This window comes from Arenibacter sp. F26102, assembly GCF_023015865.1.
Taxonomy (GTDB): domain Bacteria; phylum Bacteroidota; class Bacteroidia; order Flavobacteriales; family Flavobacteriaceae; genus Arenibacter.
Map to the genome: position 1 here is coordinate 59092 of NZ_JALKBC010000010.1, position 19603 is coordinate 78694.

Consider the following 19603-nt stretch of genomic DNA (forward strand, 5'->3'; position numbering starts at 1 on the left):
CAATAATTTGGAACTTAGGATCATTATTGTTGGGTGGGAAATCTTAAAAATAAGCTTGCCGCTAAACAGCATAAAAACGGTTAGGAGAAAGGATATCCATAGATACGGTTTGGCAAAGAGAAAACTCAATTGATAGGTTCTAAAATTGAAAATTGAATTCATCTCTTAATGGTATATGCTTAAATGTACAAAATTATCGTAAATTCGCAGTCCAAGTGTAGATTGTATATGATAGATAAATTAAACATAGTAAAGCAGCGTTTTGATGAGGTTTCGGACCTTATAATTCAGCCTGGTATTATTTCCGATCAGAAGCGTTATGTGGCACTTAATAAGGAATATAAGGACTTAAAACAGCTAGTAGATAAGAGAACTATTTATTTAGAGCTTACCAATAACATTTCTGAGGCGGAGGAGATTTTGGCCGATGGTAGTGACAAGGAAATGGTAGATATGGCCAAAATGCAGTTGGATGAGGCCAAGGAAAAATTGCCGAAATTGGAGGAGGAAATCAAATTGATGCTGATACCCAAAGATCCTGAAGACTCCAAAAACGTAGTGGTTGAGGTAAGAGCAGGTACTGGAGGTGATGAAGCCAGTATTTTTGCTGGTGATCTTTTTAGAATGTACACTAAATATTGTGAATCCAAAGGGTGGAAAACGAATGTTATTGACCTAAGTGAGGGAACAAGTGGAGGGTATAAGGAAATTCAGTTCGAGGTAACGGGAGAGGATGTATATGGTACCCTGAAGTTTGAAGCAGGCGTGCACCGGGTTCAACGTGTTCCGCAGACCGAAACCCAGGGTAGGGTGCATACCAGTGCAGCAACCGTAATGGTGCTTCCAGAGGCAGAAGATTTTGATGTACAGATTGACCCAAAAGAAGTCCGAATAGATTTTTTCTGTTCTTCAGGACCGGGAGGTCAATCTGTGAATACAACCTATTCCGCTGTACGTTTAACCCACCTTCCAACGGGACTGGTAGCACAGTGTCAAGATCAGAAATCACAGCATAAAAACAAGGAAAAGGCATTTAAAGTATTGCGCTCGCGGTTGTATGATATGGAATTGGCGAAAAAACAGGAGGAAGATGCTGCCAAGAGAAACTCCCAGGTGAGCAGTGGTGACCGTTCCGCTAAAATTAGAACCTACAATTACCCGCAAGGTAGGGTTACGGACCATAGAATCGGCTTAACGCTTTACGACTTGCAAAACATTATTAATGGGGATATTCAACGTATAATAGACGAATTGAGTTTGGTTGAGAATACGGAGAAACTAAAGGAAGCCTCTGAGATATTTTAATTCCTATGACCACTCAGTTTTTAGTTGAACAGATTCGAAAAAAGGAATCCTTTCTTTGTATTGGGTTGGATACCGATTTGGATAAAATTCCAAAACACCTTTTAGATGAGGATGATCCCATTTTTGCTTTTAACAAGGCCATTATCGATGCTACGCACCACTTATGTGTTGCCTATAAGCCCAATACGGCCTTTTATGAGGCTTACGGAATAAAGGGATGGCAGGCTTTGGAAAAAACGATCGACTATTTAAATAGTAATTATCCCGAAATATTTACTATCGCAGACGCCAAACGTGGAGATATAGGCAACACTTCCTCGAGATATGCCAAAGCCTTTTTTGAAGATTTAGGGTTCAATTCGGTAACTATTGCTCCTTATATGGGAAGGGATTCCGTGGAGCCATTTTTAGCTTTTAAGGATAAGCACACCATATTGTTGGCACTTACTTCCAACATGGGGGCATTTGATTTTCAGACCAAAATGGTAGATGGCCGAGAGCTGTATAAAGAGGTTTTGGAAATTTCCAAATCCTATAAAAATTCGGAAAACTTAATGTACGTAGTCGGCGCTACAAAGGCGACTTTCTTGACAGAAATAAGAAAAATTATCCCAGAGAGTTTTCTGTTGGTTCCAGGGGTTGGGGCACAAGGCGGCAGTTTGTCCGAAGTGTGTAAATATGGAATGAGTAAGAATGTTGGTCTTTTGGTAAATTCTTCAAGAGGAATCATTTACGCCTCGAACCAACAGGACTTTGCACAGGTGTCGGCTGAAAAGGCCAAGGAGCTGCAACTGGAAATGAGTATGGAGCTGAAAAAACTCTAAGGTATTTATTAAACCAGATTTTGGATTATTTTTTGGATTTTCATGGCCTTCAATTCAAAAAATTCGGCAAGTTTTAAATCTGAATGTTTAATACGTGAAGCCTTGTCCATAAAACTTTGGTATTGGTGCTCCAAAAGATTTATTTCATCAGTGCCATTGCCCATAGGTGTTATTGAGCCCACTTTGCAATATTGATTTTTCATAAACTTTTTTTTACAAATATAAATAGAAACAAAGTTTGTGTCCGCTCTATAAGGGGGTATTGGTCTAATAATCAGGTAATTTATCTATTTTTTAACCTTGGATTAATACCAATGGTATAATTCGAAATACTTAGGACTTATATGGGATGTCGAAATTAATGCTACTTTTATAAAAAATGCATATTGATCAGTTATAATATACATATCCATAATACGTCCGCGAAATGGGTGACTTTTGTGCATGGTGCAGGGGGTAGCTCTACCATTTGGTATAAGCAGTTAAGGGAATTTAAAAAACATTTTAATGTACTGCTTTTGGACCTTAGGGGGCATGGGAACTCTAAAGTACCTCTTAAGGATGCCTTCAAGAATAAATATACTTTTGACAATATAACCGAGGATATATTGGAGGTAATCAATTTTGAAAAGATTGAAAAATCTCATTTCATTGGAATTTCTTTAGGTACCATTTTAATTCGAAATTTAGCGGAGAAACATCCCCATCGGGTGGAGAGCATGATTATGGGAGGAGCCATTATGAAATTGAACCTGAGGTCGCAAATATTAATGAGGTTGGGAGTTATTTTAAAATCAATAGTCCCTTATTTGTGGCTATATAAATTTTTTGCCTTTGTAATTATGCCCAATAAGAACCATAAGGAATCGCGGTCACTTTTTGTTCGCGAGGCCAAGAAATTATATCAAAAGGAATTCATTCGATGGTTTAAGTTGACGTCGGAAATTAATCCGCTACTACATTTTTTCAGGACAGTGGATATAAAGATTCCTACACTCTATGTAATGGGTGCAGAGGATTATCTGTTCTTGCCTACCATTAAACAAATAGTAATGGACCATAAAAGCTCTGAGTTGATTGTAGTCCAGAACTGCGGGCATGTGGTGAATGTTGAGCAACCTCAATTTTTTAATGATACGGTAATAGAATATCTTTTAATAAAATAGATCAAAGGTATTTTTCCTATAACTTCTGAAATTTTTTTTATTGAAATTATAGCCCTTATGGAAATGGTTTTTAATCTACATTAACTGCTATTAAAACAAAAAAAAACCGGTGCTCCCACCGGTTTTAAACTAACTAACTCAAAAAATACTAACTCAAACTTTTATTTTATAATTGTATTGCTACTTGGGCAATTTATAGGCTGTCATCCAGACTTATAATTGTAACGATCATAAAATAGATTTATTGTATCAATTATCTATAAATCAGACACTTTTAATCTTGCAGCGCAAAAACCTTCTTCAAAACAGCTGTGGTTCTAGAAGATGCCTTGGTCCTAATTTCTTTTTCTTCCACCGCGATCATCGTAAAAACACCGTTCAAAGCCTCTTGCGTAACATAATCTGTTAGGTCTGGATTAACATTATTGGTAAGGGGAATATTGTTGTATCTGGTAATCAGATTATTCCATATTTTATCTGCCCCCACTTTTTCAAAGGAATTTTTAATAACAGGATTAAATTTGTTGTAGAGTTCTGTTTGTGTTGCGTTGGTAAGGTAGATGGTGGCTGCGTTATCTGCGCCCAATAGGATATTTTTAGCATCACTAAAGGTGATGCCCTTAACTGCGTTAACGAATATCGGCGTAGCTTCCTTAACGGCATCCTCAGCTGCCCTGTTAAGTATTTTAAGTCCTTCATCCGCTAAATTGGAAAGTCCTATATCCCGCAGGGTCTTGTCTACTTTTTGTAATTCCTCGGGCAGCATAATTTTCACCAATTCGTTGCCAAAGAAGCCATCGGCTTGGGTTAGTTTACTTACCTGTTTATCAATACCCATCGTGAGGGCTTCTCTAAGTCCGTTTGCAATTTCGTCATTGCCAATGGTTCCACCTTGCGGTAATTGATTGACCACCTGTTGTAATTCCGAACATCCAACGAATTGAAATAGGACTACGGCTAATAATAATTTTTTCATTTCTAAATTTTAAAGTTATAACTATAACTTAAGCTATAGGAATTTAGTACGTGGACTACGAGAAAATTACAGTCTTGTTGTTGTAGACCATAGTTTTCCTTCTAATATGAAGCTTTACCGCCCTGGATAGTACAATTTTCTCCAAATCCCGTCCCTTGGTTATAAAATCCTTAATACTATGCGCATGGGTTACGGTAGTAACATCCTGCTCTATTATAGGGCCGGCATCCAGTTCCTCGGTAACATAATGGCTAGTAGCTCCAATAATTTTAACGCCCCTTTCAAAGGCAGCATGGTAAGGCTTGGCCCCGGCAAATGCAGGGAGAAAGGAATGGTGTATATTGATAATTTTATTGGGATAATGGTCTATTACTTTGCCAGTTACAATTTGCATATATCTGGCCAATACTATAAAATCTATTTGATATTCTTTTAGAAGCGCCAGTTGACGATTTTCAGCTTCATTTTTTGTGCTTTTCGTTACCGGTATGTGGAAAAAGGGAATATCGAATTGTTTGGCAACATATTCCAGATCACTGTGATTACTAAGAATAAAGGGGATTTCAACTTCCAATTCCCCTGAGTTGTACCTACTTAACAAATCGTATAAACAATGATTGTATTTAGAAACGAATAGTGCCATTTTTGGCCTAAAAGATCCCAAATGTAAACTCCATTCCATATTATAAGACTGGGCCAATTCCTTTTCGAATTCTTGTTTCAAATTCTTCACCGCCGGAATGTTCTTTTCAAAATCACTTTCCAGTCTCATAAAAAAGACCCCCGCTTCTTTATCTACGTGTTGGTCTATATAAATAATATTGCCGCCTTTCTTATGTATAAATCCAGTTACGGAACTTATTATTCCAGATTGGTCCGGGCAATTAATGAGGATGGTTGTCTTCAAGGTTAATTTGTTTTAAGTCGTAAAATTAGGATTTTAGGAATGAAGTACTCTGGTTACAGGGTATTTTTATAATATTCTAATTTTATGGTTGTATAATTTGCGATTTCGTTAAATTGCACCCGTATAATTGTCCTTTTTTTGTCTATTAAAATGTGTACGACTAGTTATTTCAATTGCTCCAATAACCACTATAGGGAACAATTGTATAAAAGGTGGTTTTCATTTAATTCTTAAAAGGGAATTAGTATTGTTATTATGAAGCAAAAGCCACCATATACACCAAAGAATAAAGTCCGTATTGTTACTGCAGCCTCCCTTTTTGATGGTCATGATGCTGCAATTAATATAATGCGACGTATTATTCAGTCTACCGGTGTGGAAGTAATACATTTAGGTCATGATCGCAGTGTCTCGGAAGTTGTGGATTGTGCCATTCAGGAAGACGTAAATGCCATAGCCATAACTTCATATCAAGGGGGGCATAATGAGTATTTCAAGTACATGCATGATCTTTTATTGGAAAGAGGAGCAGACCACATTAAAATTTTTGGCGGAGGCGGCGGGGTTATTTTGCCTGAAGAAATCAAGGAATTGGTGGACTATGGAATAACTCGTATATATTCCCCGGATGATGGCAGGACCATGGGTCTGCAGGGGATGATAAATGATTTGGTACGGCAAAGCGATTTTCCAATGCCCTCCTTTAAAATTGAGAAAGGCCACACTTTGGTCCAATTCCTAAAGGATAAGGATGTAAAGGCAATAGGAAGGCTAATTTCCTTGGCCGAAAATAGGCATGGTGAATTTACTAAGTTATTTTCTGGTGTGAAGCCATTGGATGGCACTGTGCCGGTATTAGGAGTTACAGGCACCGGAGGGGCAGGAAAATCTAGTTTGGTAGATGAATTGGTCCGAAGATTTTTAATGGATTTTCCCAATAAAACAATTGGAATAATTTCTGTGGACCCCTCCAAAAGAAAAACAGGTGGTGCCTTGTTGGGAGACCGTATTCGCATGAATGCCATAAACGATCCCCGAGTCTACATGCGTTCTTTGGCTACACGGCAATCCAATCTGGCCTTGTCCAAACATGTGGATGAAGCCGTACAGGTTTTAAAGGTGGCAGGGTTCGACTTAATTATTTTGGAAACTTCGGGAATAGGGCAATCGGATACTGAGATAATTGAACACAGCGATGTTTCGCTTTATGTGATGACACCGGAATTTGGTGCAGCTACGCAGTTGGAGAAAATAGACATGTTGGATTTTGCCAACATTGTGGCTATTAACAAATTTGATAAAAGAGGGGCTTTGGATGCTTTGAGGGATGTGAAAAAGCAATATGTACGCAATCATGGGCTTTGGGAGGCAAATCAGGATGAGCTACCTGTCTTCGGAACAATTGCCTCACAATTTAATGACCCCGGAATGAATCGGCTGTATAAGTTGGTCATGGACAAGTTGGCAGCCAAAACAGGAACGGCATTGAATTCCCTATTCGAAATTGCCAATACCGATCCACAGAAAATTTTTATAATACCTCCTGCCCGTACTCGCTATTTATCTGAAATAGCTGAAAACAATAGGGCTTATGATAAAAAGGCCATTTATCAAGCAGATCTGGCCCAAAAATTATATGGTATTTTTTTAACCATTCAGTCTATATCCGGAGCGGAGGCCAATGTGGATTTTAGTGGGTTTCTGAGGAAAAACGGGATAAACACTGAAGGCATTCTAAAGTTGGCAATGCCTGATGATAAAAAACAATTGTTGAAACTCTTGTTCAAAGAATTCGATAAACTTAAAATGAATTTGGATCCCCACAACTGGGAGCTTATTACGAATTGGAAAAAAAAGGTTCTAGATTACAGGTCAGAAGTCTTCAATTTCAACGTAAGAGGAAAGGAAATTAAAATTGAAACACATACCAAATCCCTGGCTCAAACCAATATTCCTAAAATATCGCTGCCAAAATATAAGGCATGGGGAGATATTCTTAGCTGGATTCTTCAGGAAAACGTTCCTGGGGAGTTTCCCTACACTGCCGGACTTTATCCATTTAAGAGAACAGAAGAGGATCCAGCTAGGATGTTTGCCGGAGAGGGTGGTCCCGAACGAACCAACAGACGTTTTCATTATGTTAGCTTAGGATTGCCGGCCAAGCGTTTGTCCACCGCCTTTGATTCGGTAACGCTTTATGGACATAATCCCGATTACAGGCCGGATATCTATGGTAAAATTGGCAATGCAGGAGTTTCTGTCTGCTGTTTGGACGATGCCAAAAAGTTGTATTCCGGCTTCGATCTGTGCAGTCCTACAACCTCTGTAAGTATGACTATAAATGGTCCTGCGCCCATGTTATTGGGCTATTTTCTGAATGCCGCCATTGATCAAAATTGTGAAAAATATATTGTTAAAAATGGACTGGAAAAAGGGGTTGAACAAAAGATAGAAGCTATTTATAAGGGAAAGGGCATGGGGAGACCAAAATATATAGGTAATCTGCCCGAAGGTAATAATGGTTTGGGGTTAATGCTTTTAGGTATTACAGGTGATCAGGTTTTGCCGAGCAATGTATACGCTGAAATTAAGGCCAAAACCTTGAATAAAGTTAGGGGCACGGTACAAGCAGACATCTTAAAGGAAGATCAGGCCCAAAATACCTGTATTTTTTCAACGGAATTTGCCTTGCGACTAATGGGTGATGTGCAGGAATATTTTATACAGAACGAGGTGCGCAATTTTTATTCTGTATCTATCTCGGGTTATCACATTGCCGAAGCAGGAGCCAATCCAATTACCCAATTGGCATTTACCCTATCCAACGGTTTTACCTATGTGGAGTATTATCTGAGCAGAGGTATGGATATCAATAAATTTGGACCCAATCTGTCCTTTTTCTTCTCCAATGGGGTTGATCCCGAATATGCCGTAATTGGCAGGGTTGCCCGTAGAATCTGGGCAAAGGCAATGAACCTTAAATATGGGGCAGATCCAAGGGCTCAAATGTTAAAGTATCATATTCAGACTTCAGGCCGCAGCTTGCATGCCCAGGAAATAGATTTTAATGATATCCGTACCACTCTACAGGCGCTATATGCCATCTATGATAATTGCAATTCACTGCACACCAACGCCTATGATGAGGCAATAACCACTCCAACTGAGGAGTCCGTTCGTAGGGCCATGGCCATTCAATTGATAATAAACAAGGAATTGGGCTTGACAAAAAACGAAAATTCATTACAGGGTTCGTTTATAATAGAAGAATTGACAGATCTGGTAGAGGAGGCCGTTCTGTTGGAATTTGACCGTATTACGGAACGCGGGGGAGTATTGGGAGCTATGGAGACCATGTATCAAAGATCTAAAATTCAGGAAGAGAGCCTGTATTATGAGACTCTAAAGCACAACGGGCAATTTCCTATTATAGGGGTGAATACCTTTTTAAGTTCCAAAGGGTCGCCTACAATTTTACCGGCAGAGGTAATCCGGGCCACTGAGGCCGAAAAGAAGGCTCAAATTGGTACTTTGGAAAATTTACACGCTATAATGGGCGATTCGGCAAGACAGCAATTGGAAGAATTACAGATCGTAGCTGTTAAAAACGATAATATTTTTGAAAAGCTTATGGAGGTTACCAAGTTCTGTTCCTTAGGGCAAATAACCAAAGCATTGTTTGGCGTGGGAGGGCAGTATAGGAGGAATATGTGATTTGGTCTATTTAAAAGAGATTACTGCCAGTTGAAGGATTTCGTAATTCCTTTAAACTCTAGCAATATAGGTGACTGATTTTATTAGTAGGAATATGTTTTGAGGAAGAGATCCTAACTCCGAATGGATCGTCTCCATACTTTGTACAATCTTCGGAAACTTTTTATTTCGCTTCTCAAAAGATTTAGGTATTCTTTTTCCTTCACCCCATCCTTTTCCAAACCTGTGCAATAGGAGTTTATGTTTCTTATGATAACATTGATGAAAGTGGCGCTTCTCATTCTAGCAGCTTGACAATCGGAGCGCTCTGCTTCTGCTATTTGCTGAGGAATTAAAATGGAATCCGTTAATAGGGAGTCTACCATAATATCCCGAAGGCTGTTGGATTGATATAGTTTTAGCAAATCCTTATTATAAGATAGGTACGAAGCAATTTCCCTGCTCATCTGTAAAAGATCCAAGGATTTGCGATAAATCGGAATCGTACTTAAGTTTTTGTAAGGCATTTTATTATTGCAACTTTTGTTATATAAAATTACGTAGAAATTAAAGAAAATGAATTTATAATATAAAGTAAAATTGTAAATTAGCTATTGAAAGTTAATAATTTTAATCATTTATATATTGAATACAAAGATAGATGTCCTTAATTGGAAGATTTTGAAATTGCTACAGGAAAATGCCAGGGAATCTTTTGCCAATATTGGAAGAAAAGTAGGGTTAACCCCTCCTGCGGTTGCGGAAAGGGTAAAAAAAATGGAAGATATAGGGGTTATCTCAGGGTACAAAGCAGTGGTATCCCATTCGCATACAGGCTATCAGTTAAAAGCCATAATTACCCTACGTGCTTTTATGGGGAAATTACGACCGTTTTTAGAAATTGTAAATACTTATGAGGAAGTCGTTAATTGTTATCGGATTACCGGAAACGAGAATATTATAATGTTGGTGGTTTTAAAAGATCAATTTCACTTGGAAAAATTTATTGACAAGCTCATTCAATATGGAGAGACTCGGACCCATATTATCCTGTCCGATGTGGTTTCCAATGCTCCAATAAGAAAAAGGGAAGCTTAAGGCGGTGTTTAATGCTATTACCAAGGGAATTTTTAACTAAAACAGCTTTACCCCTTTGGTGCTAAAGTATTTATTATTTAATTTAATGTATTATAACGGACCAATTGGAAAGTTGTCCGTGTTTGAATTTTGCCTAAAAGATCAGTTTTCTGAATCTTATATACGTTGGAAGGTTAAGTACACTCTATTAATTTGGCTAGATATTTGATGACAATAAGTCTATGAAGAAATTTATATTATTACTGTTCCTTGGAACGGTTTTTTTTGGTAATTCGCAGCAGATAACCTTGAAGAAAGGCATTGTAATGGATTCGATCGCTGTTAAGGATTCCATATCGGAAAGTTTTTCACTATATCTTCCTACTAGCTTTGAAGTTGAGAAAAATTGGCCTATTCTTTTTGTTTTTGACATGGCAGGAAAGGGTAAACAGGCTATTCGCATGTTTAAGGATGCTGCTGAAAAGCAAGGGTATATCTTAGCGGCTTCAAACAATGTTAACGACACTTTGACCACCTCCCAAAATATTCTCATAACCGGGAGAATGTTCAATGAAATTATCACGCTATTGCCTATTCAAAAGGATAGAACCTATAGTGCGGGATTCGATAGCGGCGCCAGATTTGCCTCCGTCCTGCCAATTTTCGTAAAGGGTATTGATGGGGTAATTTCCTGTGGTGCAGGGTATCCAAATTTGGAAATATTGGACGGGAACAATTTATTTCATTTTATAGGAATTGTTGGTAAGGAAGATTATGCCTATCCCGAAATGTTGATTGGGAAATCCGTACTTGGTAGATTAAAATTCCCTAATCATTTGTTGTTATTTAAAGGAGGTCATGCATGGCCCGATACCCAATATTTGGAAAAAGCCTTGGAAATATTCACTTTATCTGCCATGGCCAAGGGTAAAATTGGGAAGGATGAGGCTTATGTGGATAGTGCCTATGCTCAAAATCTGCAGGAAATAAATCGTTTAATTAGGTCTAACAACTTGATTCAGGCCGATAATTTATTGGAGGAAGTTATGTCTGTGTACAGAGTGTTTAAAGATACCGATTCCTTGAAGAAAATAAAGCGAGAACTGAAAAAGGACAAGGTTTTTAAGACAATGACTCGCAATGAAAACAATACATTGCTAAAGGAGTCATTTATAAAGGAGGATTATGTCTATTATTTGGAGGAGGATTTAGCCACTTATAATTACAATAATTTGGGCTGGTGGATATACCAAATGGGGGAATTAAAGAAGTATGACAAAAGTAAAATTGAGGCTGAAAAGGAAATGGGGAAACGGCTTTTGGGTTACGTTAATGCTTTGATCGAAGATAACATAGATATTGTTAGTGCGGGGAGTCAGGTAGATCAGGAAGTGCTAAGTCTACTTTGGATGTTAAAAACAATAACAGATCCCGATGACTATAGTTATTATCTAAAAATAATAGCCAGCAGCGCCCAAATGGAAGACTATGGAACATCATTGTTTTATCTGGAGGAATTATTGAAAAAGGGGTATGCCGATAAAGCTGAATTATATAGTTTGGAGGGTACGGCCCTGCTACGGATTACCCCTGAGTTCAATGAGATTGTGGCTAAATATTTAAAGGACGCCCGTTACGATATCATTGAAGAATAGACGCTGCTATTATTGGAGATTTATGGCTATGATCATTGTCTTTGCTCCTGGACTTAGGTTATCTGAAGTCTTTTAATTTACATTCGGTAATGGGGAATAAACCACATAAAAAAAATAGTTCTTATGTTTCATTCGGAAACCCCATCTGAATGAAATTTCCCAAGTTTCCAGTTTGCGGGTTTCCGTTCCGAAAATACCTTAAACTTGGTCGGTTTCAAGAAATTTTTTATTCAGAAATGCGGAAGTTGTATTTTTATGCCAAAAGCAGGAAAATGAAGCAGTTATTTTTGATTTTGGTGATATTTACGTTGGGTTGTAAGGAAAAAAGATATCACGACGAGGAGCAGGGGAAAATGGCCGTAGTGGAATCCAGTTCTTTGGAGGATATAGTGCGATTTCAGAAAAAAATGAATGAGGAATTCAAAAACCCTGAAACTTCGCCCTTACCGGATAGGTTTAGAAAGGATTTTACGACTTTGGATTTTTATAAACCCGATACTACATATAGGATAACCGCAAAATTCACTAGAACACCTGAGGCCTTACCCTTCCTTATGCCAACGACCACTGAAAGACAGACTGAGGAGGTTGTGTATGGGGTAGTGACTTTTAGCCTAAATGGACGCAATCATAAATTGGAAGTATATCAAAATCAGGAGTTAATGCAGCAGGAAAAGTATAGGGATTATTTGTTTTTGCCCTTTGCGGACCTTACCAATGGAGAGGAAACCTATGGTGGAGGTAGGTATTTGGACTTGACTATACCTGACGGTGATACTATTCTGTTGGATTTTAATAGGGCATATAATCCAAATTGCGCTTATAATCCCAAATATTCCTGTCCGTTGGTGCCAAAACAAAATAGACTAGATATTGAAATTTTAGCAGGGGTGAAGGCATTTAAAAAATGATAAAAATTAAAAGCCCCGCATTAAGCGGGGCTATAAATAATAAACTCAATTTTGTTTAGAAAGAGTAAACGGCTGCAAGTACAAATGAGGATAAACTCTTTTGTGGTGCCAAATCCGTATCTAAGAAACTAAAGGAATCATCAGAAGCACTATCCAATCGCAACTCTGGCTTAATGATTAAATTTCCAATAGTGGCACTTCCTGTAAGCGTTACTGCAAAAACACTGGAATCTTCAACTCCTGTTCCAATTGCGCCATAATCACCTGTTTCTACGAAATATTCACCTCTTAGTCCCAAGGTAAAGTTTTCAGAAGTAGCGTATTGCGGATAAAGAGCTGCACCGGCAAAACCAACATCATCATTATCGTACACCGCTGCATTGATTCCTAAAAAGAATGATTCTGATAAATCAAATCCACCTGTGAAATCGATTTCGAAAGCCCCGTCATCGGCAAGGAAGTTTAGGAACTGACCACTGTAGCCCAATTGAGCGCCGAAAGCATATTTCTCGGTTGGGTTCAATTCAGTTTGATCAGTTGGGTTCATTATTGCCAACATTAAGCTGAAGTCCTCGGATAGGGTGAAGTCAGCCTTCAAACCAGTATGTGAGAAAGGACCATATGAAAATAAGTAAGATGTACTATAGTTAAAATTGGCTACAGGAGAAATTACTTCATAACCTAGGAAGGTATTGAAATTACCAAAGGTTAATTTCACTGATTCACTTACATTCCAGTATACGTACAACTGGTTAACAATGTTTCCGGTAGCTGAATATAAAGGAGAAGCAAAAATAGCATCTGTTCCTCTAGGTCCAAAAACAAGGTCGGCTACAAACCCTACATCTTCACCTTCGTATGCGGCTATCACATTGGCCATCCCCAAAGCAAAACCAGGTAAGTTAGCAAATGACGATCCAGGAGCTGCATTAGGCAGGCCAGAACCATCGTCAAAACCGTTGTCTCCGTTTAAGTTAGTTCTGTAGTAGGCATCCACACTTCCACTTAGGCTAAATTTCTTGGCTTCTTCTTCATCTTCTTGGGCGAAAGTTACTGTTGATGCGAGGGCAAATGCAAGTAATAGTAAATTTTTTGCGTATTTTGTATAAATAATCGTTTTCATAATTCAATTGTTTATATCCTAATATTAGGATGTTAGGTATTATATTGAGTTGTTGTGGTTGAAAAGGTAATTAACGGAGCGTTCTGCAAAACGCTCCGTTACCTTTTGTATTATTAGTGTTGGTTCATCCTGAAGTCGGCATAAGCATCCATTCCGTGCTCATGTAAATCCAAGCCTTCCAATTCTTCTTCTTTGGAAACTCTGATTCCTGAAGTTTTCTTAATTGTGTAAAGGATGATGAATGCGGTAAGGCAACAGAAAATGCCTGTTGCGGCTACTCCCGATAGTTGGTATAAAAACTGTGATAGTCCGGCCTTAACTCCGAAAATACCCACGGCCAAAGTACCCCAAATACCACAGATAAGGTGAACTGCAACTGCACCAACTGGATCATCCAATTTTAATCTGTCTATCAAAGCAACGCCTAGGACAATGATTACCCCAGCTATTAGACCTATGATAATAGATTCAAAAGGTGACATTAAATCCGCACCGGCAGTTATTCCTACTAAACCACCTAGGATACCATTTAACATCATGGTAAGGTCATAGTTCTTGTAAAGAATTGAAGAGAAGATAAATGATCCCATTCCACCTGCTGCTGCTGCCAAGCAAGTTGTAACCAATACTATTGAAGTCCCAGCTGGATCTGCGGATAAAACCGATCCACCATTAAATCCAAACCAGCCTAACCACAGAATAAGTACACCTGCAGCTGCCAATGGAATGTTGTGTCCAGGAATCGCATTAGGTTTTCCGTCTTCGCCAAACTTGCCAATTCTAGGTCCTAATATATAGATAGCGATCAGCGCAGCCCATCCTCCAACGGAATGCACAAGTGTAGATCCTGCAAAATCATGGAATCCGGCATCATCACCTCCAAGTGTGGATAGGAATCCACCGCCCCATTGCCAAGATCCTACAATAGGATAAACCAATCCTACATAGATTATGGTGAAAATCATGAATCCACCAAGTTTAATACGTTCAGCCACTGCTCCAGAAACTATAGTAGCTGCTGTTGCGGCAAACATTCCTTGAAAAAGAAAATCTGTCCAATACGTATACCCTTCGCTATAGGTAAGGTCTAAACTGCCATCTGGTAGTATTGGGGCTTCAATGCCGAATCCCGCAAAACCAAGATATCCGTTGAAATCACCTGGATACATTAGGTTAAATCCACCTACATAATATATGAGTAACCCCATACAGATGATGAATACATTCTTAAATAAGATATTGATTGTGTTTTTTTGTCTGGTTAGGCCAATTTCTAAAAGTGAAAATCCTAAATGCATGAAGAATACGAGAGCCGTACATATCATCATCCAAACGTTATTTGCTGTAAATAATCCTACGTCCATGTTGTAATTGTTTGTTGGTTCTTAATTTTTTTAGTTAATGCCTGCTTTTCCGCTTTCCTTGGTTCTAATTCGATAGGCTTCCAAAACTTCCGAAATGAAAATTTTACCATCACCTACATTACCTGAGTATGCTGTTTCCAGTATGGTGTTAACGGTGCGTTCTAGGTACTCATCCGATATTACAATAGAAAGATACCTGCGTTGAATGTCGGATGTACTATAAGAAATGCCCCTGTAGACATGGCCTTCTTTTTCATTTCCAACTCCCGTTACGTCCCAGTAACTAAAAAAGTTTACTTCAATTTGATGTAGCGCTTTTTTTACGTCATCAAATTTTGATTTCCTAATAATTGCCTCGATTTTTTTCATAATTGATTTATTATTTATGAAACAAAAATATATATTAATTTAATACCCCCCTATTTTTTGGGGGGTATATGCGTCATAATTACATTTTAAATAAAATTAACCTATGTATTTTGTGGGTATTGTGTTTTAAATTTGACATATCTGTTGATATGTTAATATAATTAACACTTGTTTGGGCGAAAATCTGAAAGATTCGTGTCTTTTTAGTCTTTTTGCTGTTGATAATGCAGAAAATTGAAGGAATCTGCCTAATAAAAGGAAATGGTAAGAAATGCTTAATATTGAGTAGAGGGGGTGTATTACTTGGAAAACCAGAATCCTGCGGCCACGGCTAGGACTCCAATGATGAGACTGGCAAGAGTATAACCGGCCAAATTAACAAAATCACCAGTTTTTAAAAACGAGTGTTGCTCTAGGGCAAAGGTTGAAAAAGTAGTGAAGCCACCGCAAAAGCCAGTGGTTAGTATTAGGGTCTGATTTGAGGAAAGTAAATTGTTCTTAAATGAAAGTCCAATAATAAAACCAATCAGCAAGCAACCTATAATGTTTGCAATAAAAGTACCGAGAAAAAAATTGTGAAAGGTGTTGTTGAAAGTTTTGCTCAATAAAAAACGAAGCCCACTTCCTAAGCCCCCTCCCAAAAAGACGAGTAAAAATTGCTTCATAGGGTTTTAATTTTTATTCCTTTATTAAAGTAAATAAAAATCACCATATAAAGAGTTCTTAAAAATTTGAAATACAGAGTCATAAATACTGTAAAAGATAGTATTTATGCAAAGATGCACATATTTCCTTTTAGACTAGATTTAAACTGCCTTTTTATATTTCGAGTTAATTAAATCTAGGGGGAAGATTACTGTTGTAGATTCTGAAATATTTTTGACGGACTTTTCTTTCTTTTTTGGACTACTGTTAAAACTAACTAAAAAAAGTAATGCGTTTATACCAATAAGAACTATTAAAATACTGAAAAAAGTTACCATACAACTAAACGATTTAGTTACCAAACGCAAAATTACGTCTTTTCGTATATTAAACGTTGCAAAAATTCATATTGTTGTTGGGGGAAGTGTTTTTTATGGGGAATCAAAAATAAATGTTAATTTTTAAGGAAATATTTAATAAGAAATAATATTACTATGAATAATGTGAAGAAAAGTCCTACCCATTTAACACCCTTGTAATTTTTTTTGTGTAATTTTTTATCTTTTTGATAGGAAATTATGGTAATTACTACAAATGCAACGAAAAATAGGCCTGCAAAAATTAATTGTCCGGTACTGAACATATTTATATTTTTACGCAAATCTAACTTAAATAATCACAATAATGAAAAGTAAACTTAGTGCGGTAGAGTTGTTCCATAATTCGTTTGGGTTGGGTGTTTCCAAGGAGATTAAGGCGGATTTGGGAAAGGATAAGAATTTGCTAAGGTTTAATTTGATGGATGAGGAGAATAAGGAGTATCTTGAGGCTGCCACCAACAATGACGTAGTGGAAGTTGCGGATGCCCTTGGTGATATGCTCTATATTTTGTGTGGTACTATACTGGAGCATGGTATGCAATACAAAATTGAGGAAGTTTTTGAGGAAATTCAGCGAAGCAATATGAGTAAATTGGGAAAAGATGGCAAACCAATTTACAGGGAGGATGGTAAGGTGCTAAAAGGGCCCAATTATTTTAAGCCCAACATAGTGGATATTTTGGATAAAAAATAGTACATCCAATTTCTCGTAGTAATGAATCAAAAAAGCCCCTCTTCTTTAAAAGATAAGGGGCTTTTTTATGGTGTACCAGGAATACTACTTTATATTCACTTGATATCTCCAACCAAATTTATCTTCGGCCTTATTATATTGAATATCCGTAATGCGCTTTTTTAATAAGGAGGCATAACTATCATTTAATTCTGGTAGATCATAATCCTTGCCCTGGAAACCGAAAGTGGAAATAGGTGAAATCACCGCAGCGGTACCTGCGCCGAACATTTCTTTAAGACTGCCGTTCTTTGAGGCTTCAACAACCTCTTTTACAGTAATTTTTCTAACCTCCACATTTATTTTTTCATCCTTGGCAATGTCTATAATACTCTTTCTGGTTATACCGTCCAATATCCTATCACTTGTAGGGCTGGTAATCAAAGTGTCATTTATTCGAATAAATATATTCATGGCGCCAGCCTCCTCAATATATTCGTGGTTGTTGTCATCGGTCCAAATAACCTGATTGTATCCTTTTTCAACTGCCAATTGGGTGGGGTAAAATTGTCCGGCGTAATTACCTCCGGCCTTGGCAAATCCAACGCCGCCATTAGCCGATCTGGAGTATTTTTCTTCAATCAAAACCTTTACCTTACCTGCAAAATATGAGGCAGACGGCGAACACGCAATAATAAATTTGTATTCGCTTGAAGGTGATGCATGGAAACCTGCTCCTGTAGCAAACATAAAGGGTCTAATGTACAATGAACTTCCTTCCTCAGTAGGAATCCATTTATGGTCCAATTTTAAAAGGGCCTTTAAGCCATCCATAAAGTAATCTTCAGGGAACTCTGGCATTGCAAGTCTTTTGGACGAAATATTAATTCTCTTTTGGTTTTCTAAGGGACGGAAAAGCCAAACATTTTTGTCTTCATCCTTGTAGGCTTTCATTCCTTCAAAAACAGATTGCCCATAATGGAAAATTTTAGCGGACGGGTCAAGCGTAATGGGTTGATAGGGGACTATTTTTGGTGCTTCCCAAGCTCCATTCTTGTAATCGCAGACCATCATATGATCTGTAAAATACTTCCCAAACGATAAATTATTAAAATCTACTTTATCAATTTTCGAGGTTTTAACTTTCTCAACTATTATTGAATTTGAAACAGTTTGCATAAAGATTTAATTTAAAGCAATAAAATTAAGCAAATATCATTAGTAGTGCTTCTTTTTTTGTCAAAAAAGACCCAGTTTTGTAAAGTGATTTAAATTCTGTCTATTATGAGGCATTTTAACATTTTGATTGCGATTTTTATTGTGTTTTCAGCTTGCAAGCCGCAAAACAAATCCAAGGAACCAATTAGGGAGCCCTTGGCAGGGGAAACCTATGAATATTTCGGAGCCCAAATAATTGATTCCAACGCCATGACCAATGGTATGATGCGAAAAAAATATAAAGGAATGGTTGAGACCGACACTCTTGCTTCCCAATTTTCTGGTAGGGTAACCGAGGTTTGTAAAGCAAAGGGATGTTGGATGAAATTGGAATTGGGGAACGGGGAAGAAACTATGGTTAAATTTAGGAATTATAGTTTTTTTGTGCCACGGGACATTGTAGGTAGGGAGGTAATTGTAAATGGTGTCGCCTTTGTTGAAGAAAGGAGCGTTGAAGACCAAAGGCATTTTGCGTATGATGGCGGCAAATCCGATGAGGAAATTGCCCTAATAACCGAAGTGAAGAGAACCTATGCCTTTGTAGCGGATGGAGTATTACTAAAGAAATAATGTGAAAAGAAAAATAATTACAACTGCAGATGGTTCCAAAACAATTCAAATTGAAGAGTGGAACGAACAGTACCATTCAATTCACGGTGCTGTGCAGGAAGCGTATCATGTCTTTATAAAGAATGGATTGTCCTTGTTCCAAGATAGGTCTTTGTCTATTTTGGAAATTGGCTTCGGTACGGGATTGAACGCCCTTATAACTTTATTGGAATCGGAGAAGCAAGGTTTGCAGGTGTCTTATAATGGAGTTGAGGCCTATCCGGTACTCCCGAAAGAATTGGAGCAATTGGGATATAGTGCAGCGCTGGAGGCAAAGGATTTTGAACAGTATTTTTTTAAGATGCACCAAACTTCCTGGGGTAAAATACATCAAATTACCCCTGGTTTTTCCTTGACAAAGCAGCAGTTGGATTTTAAGGAAATTTCCGATGTCAATAACTTTGATCTTATCTATTTTGATGCCTTTGGTGCCAGGGTACAACCAGAGCTTTGGACAGAGGAAATTTTTGAAATAATGTACAAGGCTTTGAAAAAAGATGGTGTGCTGGTTACTTATTCTGCCAAGGGAAGTGTAAGGAGGGCTATGCAGGCTGTAGGGTTTGTCGTGGAACGGTTGCCCGGGCCGCCAGGTAAAAGAGAAATGCTCCGTGCCTTAAAAATTTCATAAATATTTGTCCTTTATTATGGATTACTTAACAACTAAGGTCCTAGGACTGTTAAACCTAAACTAAAGTCAACTACTTCAAT

General features: G+C 37.8%; 19 protein-coding genes. 10 read left to right on the forward strand and 9 right to left on the reverse strand.

The features are described from left to right. Positions 1-228 precede the first annotated feature (228 nt). The gene (prfA, locus tag MWU78_RS14685; protein WP_246999031.1) at positions 229-1305 is read left to right on the forward strand and encodes a peptide chain release factor 1; all 1077 of its coding nucleotides are present in this window, start codon (positions 229-231) and stop codon (positions 1303-1305) included. A gap of 5 nt (positions 1306-1310) precedes the next feature. Next, the gene (pyrF, locus tag MWU78_RS14690) at positions 1311-2129 is read left to right on the forward strand and encodes an orotidine-5'-phosphate decarboxylase (protein WP_246999033.1); all 819 of its coding nucleotides are present in this window, start codon (positions 1311-1313) and stop codon (positions 2127-2129) included. 8 nt (positions 2130-2137) lie between these two features. Here the strand turns inward: pyrF and MWU78_RS14695 are convergent, their stop codons facing one another. Beyond that, positions 2138-2332 carry a hypothetical protein gene (locus MWU78_RS14695; RefSeq protein ID WP_246999035.1) on the reverse strand — a complete coding sequence of 65 codons (195 nt, stop codon included), beginning with the start codon at positions 2330-2332 and terminating at the stop codon, positions 2138-2140. Positions 2333-2515: 183 nt separating this feature from the next. Between MWU78_RS14695 and MWU78_RS14700 the strand changes: the two genes are divergently transcribed. Further along, a complete protein-coding gene (locus MWU78_RS14700) occupies positions 2516-3295 on the forward strand; it encodes an alpha/beta hydrolase (RefSeq protein ID WP_246999037.1) in 780 nt (259 codons plus the stop codon). A gap of 274 nt (positions 3296-3569) precedes the next feature. Here MWU78_RS14700 and MWU78_RS14705 read toward each other — a convergent pair whose 3' ends face one another. Together MWU78_RS14705 and purU are read right to left on the reverse strand one after the other, a co-directional pair. Beyond that, positions 3570-4271, reverse strand: coding sequence for a DUF4197 domain-containing protein (locus MWU78_RS14705; RefSeq protein WP_246999039.1), 702 nt, complete (start codon positions 4269-4271; stop codon positions 3570-3572). Between the two features lie 55 nt (positions 4272-4326). Continuing rightward, positions 4327-5178 (reverse strand): formyltetrahydrofolate deformylase, encoded by an 852-nt coding sequence (gene purU / locus MWU78_RS14710; protein WP_246999042.1) that lies wholly within the window; start codon positions 5176-5178, stop codon positions 4327-4329. 255 nt (positions 5179-5433) lie between these two features. Here purU and MWU78_RS14715 point away from each other — a divergent pair, with 255 nt between their 5' ends. Beyond that, positions 5434-8892, forward strand: a complete 3459-nt coding sequence (locus tag MWU78_RS14715; RefSeq protein ID WP_246999044.1) for a methylmalonyl-CoA mutase family protein — start codon at positions 5434-5436, stop codon at positions 8890-8892. A 113-nt stretch (positions 8893-9005) separates the two neighbouring features. Here MWU78_RS14715 and MWU78_RS14720 read toward each other — a convergent pair whose 3' ends face one another. Continuing rightward, positions 9006-9398 (reverse strand): hypothetical protein, encoded by a 393-nt coding sequence (locus MWU78_RS14720; RefSeq protein WP_246999046.1) that lies wholly within the window; start codon positions 9396-9398, stop codon positions 9006-9008. Positions 9399-9516: 118 nt separating this feature from the next. Between MWU78_RS14720 and MWU78_RS14725 the strand changes: the two genes are divergently transcribed. The 3 genes from MWU78_RS14725 (at position 9517) to MWU78_RS14735 (ending at position 12514) form a co-directional block, all read left to right on the forward strand. Continuing rightward, complete coding sequence (locus MWU78_RS14725) at positions 9517-9969, forward strand: Lrp/AsnC family transcriptional regulator (protein WP_103442068.1); 453 nt, start codon at positions 9517-9519, stop codon at positions 9967-9969. Positions 9970-10190: 221 nt separating this feature from the next. Continuing rightward, positions 10191-11603 (forward strand): alpha/beta hydrolase, encoded by a 1413-nt coding sequence (locus tag MWU78_RS14730; protein WP_246999048.1) that lies wholly within the window; start codon positions 10191-10193, stop codon positions 11601-11603. A gap of 272 nt (positions 11604-11875) precedes the next feature. Next, positions 11876-12514 carry a DUF1684 domain-containing protein gene (locus MWU78_RS14735; RefSeq protein ID WP_246999050.1) on the forward strand — a complete coding sequence of 213 codons (639 nt, stop codon included), beginning with the start codon at positions 11876-11878 and terminating at the stop codon, positions 12512-12514. 55 nt (positions 12515-12569) lie between these two features. Here the strand turns inward: MWU78_RS14735 and MWU78_RS14740 are convergent, their stop codons facing one another. The 4 genes from MWU78_RS14740 to crcB all read right to left on the reverse strand — a co-directional run bounded on the left by MWU78_RS14740 (position 12570) and on the right by crcB (position 16035). Beyond that, a complete protein-coding gene (locus MWU78_RS14740) occupies positions 12570-13637 on the reverse strand; it encodes an outer membrane beta-barrel protein (protein ID WP_246999052.1) in 1068 nt (355 codons plus the stop codon). 113 nt (positions 13638-13750) lie between these two features. After that, on the reverse strand, positions 13751-15001 hold the full coding sequence (amt, locus tag MWU78_RS14745) for an ammonium transporter (protein WP_246999054.1): 1251 nt from the start codon (positions 14999-15001) through the stop codon (positions 13751-13753). Between the two features lie 30 nt (positions 15002-15031). After that, a complete protein-coding gene (locus MWU78_RS14750) occupies positions 15032-15370 on the reverse strand; it encodes a P-II family nitrogen regulator (protein ID WP_246999056.1) in 339 nt (112 codons plus the stop codon). 299 nt (positions 15371-15669) lie between these two features. Beyond that, a complete protein-coding gene (gene crcB / locus MWU78_RS14755) occupies positions 15670-16035 on the reverse strand; it encodes a fluoride efflux transporter CrcB (protein WP_246999058.1) in 366 nt (121 codons plus the stop codon). A 664-nt stretch (positions 16036-16699) separates the two neighbouring features. Between crcB and MWU78_RS14765 the strand changes: the two genes are divergently transcribed. Further along, the gene (locus tag MWU78_RS14765; protein WP_187583405.1) at positions 16700-17089 is read left to right on the forward strand and encodes a nucleoside triphosphate pyrophosphohydrolase family protein; all 390 of its coding nucleotides are present in this window, start codon (positions 16700-16702) and stop codon (positions 17087-17089) included. 84 nt (positions 17090-17173) lie between these two features. Here the strand turns inward: MWU78_RS14765 and MWU78_RS14770 are convergent, their stop codons facing one another. Beyond that, positions 17174-18247, reverse strand: coding sequence for a branched-chain amino acid aminotransferase (locus tag MWU78_RS14770; RefSeq protein WP_246999062.1), 1074 nt, complete (start codon positions 18245-18247; stop codon positions 17174-17176). Positions 18248-18352: 105 nt separating this feature from the next. On the opposite strand from MWU78_RS14770, the gene MWU78_RS14775 reads away from it, so the two are divergent. Together MWU78_RS14775 and mnmD are read left to right on the forward strand one after the other, a co-directional pair. Further along, positions 18353-18856: a DUF4920 domain-containing protein gene (locus MWU78_RS14775; RefSeq protein ID WP_246999064.1), complete on the forward strand. Its 504-nt coding sequence runs from the start codon at positions 18353-18355 to the stop codon at positions 18854-18856. A 1-nt stretch (position 18857) separates the two neighbouring features. Further along, positions 18858-19523, forward strand: coding sequence for a tRNA (5-methylaminomethyl-2-thiouridine)(34)-methyltransferase MnmD (gene mnmD, locus MWU78_RS14780; RefSeq protein WP_246999066.1), 666 nt, complete (start codon positions 18858-18860; stop codon positions 19521-19523). Positions 19524-19603 lie beyond the last annotated feature (80 nt).

Bases quoted from the DNA above. Each gene is read 5' to 3' on its own strand.
- prfA (WP_246999031.1), top strand. From the start codon at position 229: ATGATAGATAAATTAAACATAGTAAAGCAGCGTTTTGATGAGGTTTCG.
- pyrF (WP_246999033.1), top strand. From the start codon at position 1,311: ATGACCACTCAGTTTTTAGTTGAACAGATTCGAAAAAAGGAATCCTTT.
- MWU78_RS14695 (WP_246999035.1), bottom strand. From the start codon at position 2,332: ATGAAAAATCAATATTGCAAAGTGGGCTCAATAACACCTATGGGCAAT.
- MWU78_RS14705 (WP_246999039.1), bottom strand. From the start codon at position 4,271: ATGAAAAAATTATTATTAGCCGTAGTCCTATTTCAATTCGTTGGATGT.
- MWU78_RS14715 (WP_246999044.1), top strand. From the start codon at position 5,434: ATGAAGCAAAAGCCACCATATACACCAAAGAATAAAGTCCGTATTGTT.
- MWU78_RS14720 (WP_246999046.1), bottom strand. From the start codon at position 9,398: ATGCCTTACAAAAACTTAAGTACGATTCCGATTTATCGCAAATCCTTG.
- MWU78_RS14730 (WP_246999048.1), top strand. From the start codon at position 10,191: ATGAAGAAATTTATATTATTACTGTTCCTTGGAACGGTTTTTTTTGGT.
- MWU78_RS14735 (WP_246999050.1), top strand. From the start codon at position 11,876: ATGAAGCAGTTATTTTTGATTTTGGTGATATTTACGTTGGGTTGTAAG.
- MWU78_RS14740 (WP_246999052.1), bottom strand. From the start codon at position 13,637: ATGAAAACGATTATTTATACAAAATACGCAAAAAATTTACTATTACTT.
- amt (WP_246999054.1), bottom strand. From the start codon at position 15,001: ATGGACGTAGGATTATTTACAGCAAATAACGTTTGGATGATGATATGT.
- MWU78_RS14750 (WP_246999056.1), bottom strand. From the start codon at position 15,370: ATGAAAAAAATCGAGGCAATTATTAGGAAATCAAAATTTGATGACGTA.
- crcB (WP_246999058.1), bottom strand. From the start codon at position 16,035: ATGAAGCAATTTTTACTCGTCTTTTTGGGAGGGGGCTTAGGAAGTGGG.
- MWU78_RS14765 (WP_187583405.1), top strand. From the start codon at position 16,700: ATGAAAAGTAAACTTAGTGCGGTAGAGTTGTTCCATAATTCGTTTGGG.
- MWU78_RS14770 (WP_246999062.1), bottom strand. From the start codon at position 18,247: ATGCAAACTGTTTCAAATTCAATAATAGTTGAGAAAGTTAAAACCTCG.
- MWU78_RS14775 (WP_246999064.1), top strand. From the start codon at position 18,353: ATGAGGCATTTTAACATTTTGATTGCGATTTTTATTGTGTTTTCAGCT.